The sequence below is a fragment of the Actinoplanes oryzae genome (assembly GCF_030757795.1).
Taxonomy (GTDB): Bacteria; Actinomycetota; Actinomycetes; order Mycobacteriales; family Micromonosporaceae; genus Actinoplanes.
On sequence record NZ_JAUQWH010000062.1, the window covers coordinates 38,274 to 44,972 of the forward strand.

Genomic DNA, 6,699 nt, shown 5'->3' on the forward strand with positions numbered 1-6,699 from the left:
GGCCGCCATCGTCCTCGATCCGACCGGGCGGCCCCGGCAGGCCGAAGTGGATCTCCACAAGCATAGATGTTTACGTTAACATCATCGCCATGTGTCGATGATGTTACGAAGGGACATCCGGTGCTGAGACAGGTCACGGCTGCGCTGGCCGCAGCGATCGTGGGCTTCGGCGTGAGCCCCGCCCACGCGCAACCGCAAGCCCCGGGGGACGCGACGAACGACGTCACCGTGCGCCCCGATCCGGCGTACCAGGGGCAGGCCTTCGAGGGGTGGGGCACGAGCCTCGTCTGGTTCGCCAACGCGACCGGCGACTACCCCGACGAGATCCGCGAGAAGCTGGCCGACCTCGTCTTCGGGGAGGACGGCCTCAACCTGAACATCGCCCGCTACAACATCGGCGGCGGCAACGCCCCCGACGTTCCCGACTACCTGCGCAAGGGCGGCGCGGTCGAGGGCTGGTGGCAGGCGCCCGAGGGCACGACCCGGGCCGACAAGGACTGGTGGGACCCGGCGGACCCGGCGCACTGGAATTTGGACGCCGACGCCACGCAGCGCTGGTGGGTCGACCGGATCAAGCAGGACGTCACGCACTGGGAGACGTTCAGCAACTCGCCGCCGTACTTCCAGACCACCAGCGGCTACGTCTCCGGCAACTTCGACGCCGGTCAGGACCAGATCCGGGCCGACACCGTGGACGACTTCGCGACGTACCTGGTGCGCGTCACCCAGGAGCTGGAGCGGGCGCACGGGATCAAGGTCGGCACCATCGATCCGCTCAACGAGCCCAACACCACCTACTGGGGTACGCAGCTCGGCCCCGACGGCAATCCGACCGGCGGCCGCCAGGAGGGCGCGCACGCCGGCCCCGCCCTGCAGCAGCGGATCATCACGGCCCTCGCCGCCGAGCTCGACGCCGCGGGAAGTGACACCGTCATCTCGGCCATGGACGAGACGAACCCGGGCACCTTCGCCACCAACTGGAACGCGTACTCGCCCGAGGTGCGCGCCCTGGTGCGGCAGCTCAACGTCCACACGTACGGGACCGGGCAGCGCACCACGGTCCGCGACATCGCCAAGGGCGAGCGGAAGCCGCTGTGGATGAGCGAGGTCGAGGGCTCGTGGGGCGCCGGGCAGAGCTTCACGAGCATGGAACCGGGCCTCGGCATGGCCCGGCACATCGTCGACGACCTGCGCGAGCTGGAGCCGTCGGCGTGGGTGTTCTGGCAGCCCGTCGAGGACTACGACAACATGAAGCCCGGCGGGGAGAGCGCGGCCGGCGCCAACTGGGGCAGCATCCAGCTCCCGTTCGACTGCACGGCGGCGGACACGCTCGAGACGTGCCCGATCTACACGAACACCAAGTTCGACACGGTCCGCAACTTCACCCACTACGTGCGGCCGGGCGACAAGCTGATCGAGGTGGACGACACGTCGAGCGTCGCCGCGGTCACCGGGAACGGGCGTGGCGCCACGGTCGTGCACGTCAACGACGGTGACGAGGCTCGCACGGTCCAGCTCGACCTGTCGGCCTTCGGGTCCGTCGCGCGCGGTGCGACGGTCACCCCGGTGGTCACCGACGCTTCCGGCGCGCTGCGCCGGGGCAAGCCCGTCCGGGTACGCGACCGGGCCGCGACCGTCCAGGTGCCTGCCCGGTCCGTGACCACCCTGCTGGTCACCGGCGTGTCCGGCGTGGCCGCCGCCCCGAGCGGCCACGTGTTCCGCCTCGAAGGCGTGCAGAGCGGCAAGTCCCTCGACGGCACGGTCATCCGCACCACCGACCCGGCGTCCGCGACCCAGCTCTGGACGCTCACCAAGGTCGCGGGCGGCGCGAGCAACCGGGCGGAGTACACGGTGTCCTCGGCCGGCGGCTACCTGACCGGCACGGGCACCGGGGTGACGCTGTCATCGACGCCGTCGCGCTGGATCCTGTCCACGACCGGCGACGGCACGTACACGCTGATCGATGTGACCACCAAGCGGCTGCTCGAAGTCGGCGGTCAGGCCACGGCCGACGGCTCCCCGGTCTCGACCTATCTCGCGAACTCCGGGGCGAACCAGCGCTGGACCTTGATCGACGAGACCGTGCTGGGCGTCCGCCCGGCCGCCGTCTTCACCCCGCCGGGCATCGTCCCGCAGCTGCCGGCCACGGTGGACGCGGTCCGGCCCGACGGGGTGCGCGGCACCCTTCCGGTCACGTGGCAGCGGCTGCCCGACTCGACGTGGCGTCGTCCCCGCACGGTGACCGTCACCGGGCGCGCGACCGACCCGCTCGGCCACGTGTTCCAGGCCAGGGCCGTCGTCGAGATCGACACCCTGGTACGCACCGAACCGGCGCAGGCACGCACCTTCACCGGCGCCCCGCCCGACCTGCCCGCCACGGTCACCGCGGTCGGCCGGCGCGGGATCAGGACCGAACGTGCCGTCGTCTGGGCACCGCCGGCGCCGGGCGCGTTCGACGAGCCCGGCGTCGTCACGGTCGCCGGGCGCGCCGACGCCGGGGACGGTCGCACGCTGCCCGCGACGGCCCGGGTCACCGTGACCGAGCCGGTCGAGGAGCAGGCGGCCACGGCGGGCGTCACGGCGACGTTCACCGAGCCGGGCTACTCCCCCGCCGGGCTCACCAATGGCGATCGGACGGACAAGGCCTGGTCCAACTGGAAGTCCGGCGCCAAGAACCCGTCGGACACGCTCACCGTGGCCCTGCCCCGGCAGCGGGTGCTGAGCAAGGTCGCCGTCCACTTCTACCGCGACGGTGGTGACAGCTACCCGCGAAGCGTGCAGCTGCAGGTACGTGACGCGGCCGGCGGGTGGGCCGACGCGGGCGCCCCGGTGGACGTACCCTCCGGCGGGTCCGCCGCTCCGGTGGTGACCGTGCCGGCGAGCGCGACAAGCGACGCGGTCCGGGTGGTCCTGACGGCCCGGCCCGAGCAGCACATCACGATGAGCGAAATCGAGGTGTACGCCCTGACCGCGGCAAGCTGATCTCCCCAGCACCCGAACGCACAGCCGCCGGCGGTCGCCCAGGCTCCCGGCCAAGCGGCCGGCGTCAGCCGGGCAGGGCCTCGACGGTGAGATCGGTGAAGGAGGCGGCGCCCTGCGGGGTGTCGCCTCCCTGCACGGTGACGAGGCCGACGGCGGGCCGCCCCGAGGTGACGTCGAGCCCGGCCAGCGGGCTCTGGCCGATCTGGATGTCATCGTGGCCGACAGTGATGCCGTTGCCGCGGACGACGGCCTGCAGGCGCACGGGCTCGCCCGCGGGCAGCTCGTCCCAGCCGAGCGGGAAGACGCGCAGCACCTCGCTGGCGTGACCGGCCCGCTCCCGGCTGAGCGTGAAGCTGCCCTCGCAGGCCAGCAGCCGGTGGCCGCCGGCCGGCGTCCACGAGAGCCAGACGGCCAGGCAGGTGCCGGGCAGCTGGATCGTCCCCGTGACCTGCAGCGTGTATTGATTGGTCAGTGGCGTCTTGGGGCCGCTGCAGAGGACGGTTCCCGGAGTGGCGCGCGTGACCTCCAGGGCGACGCCGGTGTTCACGCAGCTCCCCGCGCTCGCGGTCGCGGCGGACCAGGATCCGGCGGTGGTGAGCGGGTCGGAGATCAACGGGTCGCCCGGCGGCACGTCGAGCGCGACGGTGTCGGTCGTGGTGCCGCTCTCGTCACTGGCGGCCGCGGCGTCCAGCAAGGAGAAGAGCGGGTCGACGGTCCGGACGGCGACGACGCCGATGCCGGCTGTCAGCGTGAGCCCGAGGGCGGCGACCAGGGCGATCAGGCCGCCCCGCCGGGGTTTCGCCGCCGGGGGCGCCTGGACCTCGCGGGCCGCCGTGCGCAGCTCGGGCTGCCGGTCCAGCGCGGCGGCCACCGGCGGGGCCGGCTCGGCGCCCAGCAGCTGGTCGAGCAGCTCCCGGGCGGTGGGCCGGGCGGCCGGGTCGGCGGCCAGCGCCCGCTCCACGAGCGTGCGCAGCGGCCCGTCGAGGCTGCCCAGCTCGGGCGGCTTGGTGAGGATCCGGGCGAAGGTCGCCATCGGCGTCTCCGCGTCGAACGGCGCCCGGCCGGTCGCGGCGTACGTGACCACGCACGCCCAGGCGAACACGTCGGCGGCCGGGGTCAGCGGGGTCGACGGCTCGTCGAAGCGCTCGGGCGCCATGTAGCTCACCGTGCCGACGATCTCGCCGGTGCGGGTGTGCTGCGTGGCCGACTCCAGCGCCCGGGCGATGCCGAAGTCGATCACCTTGGGGCTGCCCGGGGCCAGCAGCACGTTCTGCGGCTTGAGGTCCCGGTGGACGACGCCCGCCCCGTGGATCGCCGCCAGGGCCGTGGCGACGCCGACCGCGACCGCGTACAGCTGGGAGGGCGGCAGCGGCCCGCCTCGCCGCACCTCCTCGGCCAGCGACGGTCCCTCGACGAACTCCACGACCAGCCACGGCTGCGGCGCCTCCGGGTCCGCGTCGAGCACCGCGGCGGTGCAGAAGGACGGCACCTGCCGGGCGCGCCGCACCTCGGAGCGGAACCGGCCGCGGAACTCGTCGCCGTCCGCGAGGTGGGCGTGCACCACCTTGACCGCCACCCGCCGCCCGCCCGGGTCACGCGCCAGGTAGACCACGCCCATGCCGCCGGACCCCAGCCGGGCGAGCACCTCGTACTCCCCGATGCGGGCCGGATCGCCCGGACGCAGCGACGTCCTCGTCTCGGTCTCCACGGACTCCCCTCCCGACACAGCGGGCCCCACGATTCCGGGCGGCGGGGACCGCTGTCAATCTTTGTCCACGAAGTCCAGTGCGACCGTGGCGAACGCCGGGGACAGGAACAGGTCGTAGTGCGTCAGCCCCGGCAGGATCGCCAGCGCGTGCCCGCCCTTGGGCCTGTTCTCCCCGCCCCAGCCGCCGTCGCGCAGCCCGCCGTCGAGCAGGGCGAAGACCTCGACGAAGTGGCTCGGCGGCGTCAGGTCGGCGTCGGCACCGGCCACGAGCGTGGGCACCTGGATGCCGCGGACCTGCTCGGTGAAGTCGTAGTCCTTCGCCATGGCTCGCCCGATCTTGTCGAGCAGCCGGGGGAAGTCCCCGGGGCGCGGGGCGACGCGGGCGTACGACTCGTACATCGGGGTGTCCTTCATGAACTCCGCCGCCGCGGCGCCGACCTGGGCCTGCTGGTCGAGGATCTCCGGGTACGTGGCGTCGCGCCGGATGCCCGCCGAGGCGGCGACCAGGCGCCGCACCTTGCCGGGGTGCCGGAAGCCGAGCTGCCAGCCCACCCCGCCGCCGAGCGAGTAGCCGACGACGTCCGGACGGTCGAGGCCCAGGTGGTCGATCAGCGCGGCGATGTCGTCGGCCATCGTGGCGATGTCCAGGGGCCGGTCGATGTCCGCCGTCCGGCCGTGGCCCTGCAGGTCGGGCAGGATCACCTGGTGACCGGCGGCGAAGGCGGGCAGCACCGGGGCGAACATCTCCCCCGAGCCCAGGCCGCCGTGCAGCAGGACGAGCGGCCGGCCGGTGCCGTGCGTCTCGTAGTAGAGGTTGAGTCCGTTGATCTCGGCGTACATGCCCGCTCCTTCGTCAGTGGCTTACGAGGGGTAGACCGGGCGGGTGCCGGGAACTCATCGGTCCTGAGGCAGAATTTTTCCGTGACCGTCCTCGAGGAGTACCGGCCGGAGCTGACCGGCTACTGCTACCGCATGCTCGGCTCGGCGTTCGAGGCCGAGGACGCGGTGCAGGACACCATGGTGCGCGCGTGGCGGGGCATGGAGACCTTCGAGGGACGATCCGCGCTGCGGACCTGGCTCTACCGGATCGCCACCAACGTCTGCCTCACGATGCTCGACGGGGCGCAACGCCGGGCGCGGCCGATGGACCTCGGCCCCGCCGGCTCGGGCACCGCCGCCGACCCGGGCGAGCCGCGGCCCGACGAGGTGTGGGTGGGCCCGATCCCGGACAGCCGGGTGATCCGCGACGGGGCCGACCCGGCGGAGGTGGTGGCCGTGCGGGAGTCCGTACGGCTGGCCTTCGTGGCCGCCCTGCAGCTGCTGCCACCCCGGCAGCGGGCCGTGCTCATCCTCCGCGAGGTCCTCGCCTGGTCCGCCGCCGAGGTCGCCGAGCTGCTCGACATGTCGGTGGCGAGCGTCAACAGCGCCCTGCAACGTTCCCGGGCGACCCTGGCGACCGCGCCGGCCGGCGACGTGCTGCGACCAGCCGATGCCGCGCAGCGCGAGCTGCTGGGACGCTACGTGACGGCCTTCGAGGCGTACGACCTCAAGGCGCTCGTGGCCCTGCTGCACGAGGAGGCGACGCTGTCCATGCCGCCGCTGCCCCTGTGGCTGCGCGGCCACGACGACATCCTCGCGTGGATGTCGGGCACGGGCAGCGGCTGCGAGGGGTCGCGCCTGATCCCGGCGAGCGCGTCGGGGCTGCCCGCCTTCGGCCAGTACCGGCCGGGCGGGCAACCGTGGGCGCTCATCGTCCTGGAACTCACCGGCAACCGCATCACCGGCGTGACCAACTTCCTCGACACCGAGCGGCTGTTCCCGCTGTTCAGCCTGCCACGTACGCCTTGAGGTGCCGCCCGGTCAGCGTCTTCGCCGACTTGACGAGCGCGGCCGGGGTGCCCTCGAAGACGACCTTGCCGCCGTCGTGGCCGGCGCCGGGGCCGAGGTCGATGATCCAGTCGGCGTGGGCCATGACGGCCTGGTGGTGCTCGATGACGATGACCGACTTG

At 73.2% G+C, this 6,699-nt stretch carries 5 protein-coding genes; 2 read left to right on the top strand and 3 right to left on the bottom strand.

What is annotated here, in order from left to right:
• The first annotated feature begins 120 nt into the window (after positions 1-120).
• A complete protein-coding gene (locus tag RBH18_RS20990; protein WP_306210334.1) occupies positions 121-2,982 on the top strand; it encodes a glycoside hydrolase in 2,862 nt (953 codons plus the stop codon).
• Between the two features lie 64 nt (positions 2,983-3,046).
• Here the strand turns inward: RBH18_RS20990 and RBH18_RS20995 are convergent, their stop codons facing one another.
• Together RBH18_RS20995 and RBH18_RS21000 are read right to left on the bottom strand one after the other, a co-directional pair.
• Entirely contained in the window at positions 3,047-4,690 is a 1,644-nt protein-coding gene (locus tag RBH18_RS20995; RefSeq protein ID WP_306210336.1) for a serine/threonine-protein kinase, read from the bottom strand.
• A 54-nt stretch (positions 4,691-4,744) separates the two neighbouring features.
• Entirely contained in the window at positions 4,745-5,530 is a 786-nt protein-coding gene (locus RBH18_RS21000; protein WP_306210338.1) for an alpha/beta fold hydrolase, read from the bottom strand.
• Positions 5,531-5,611: 81 nt separating this feature from the next.
• On the opposite strand from RBH18_RS21000, the gene RBH18_RS21005 reads away from it, so the two are divergent.
• On the top strand, positions 5,612-6,538 hold the full coding sequence (locus tag RBH18_RS21005; RefSeq protein WP_306210340.1) for a sigma-70 family RNA polymerase sigma factor: 927 nt from the start codon (positions 5,612-5,614) through the stop codon (positions 6,536-6,538).
• Here the strand turns inward: RBH18_RS21005 and RBH18_RS21010 are convergent.
• On the bottom strand, positions 6,516-6,699 hold a 184-nt coding region (locus RBH18_RS21010), incomplete at its 5' end, for a hypothetical protein (protein ID WP_306210342.1). The genes RBH18_RS21005 and RBH18_RS21010 overlap by 23 nt on opposite strands.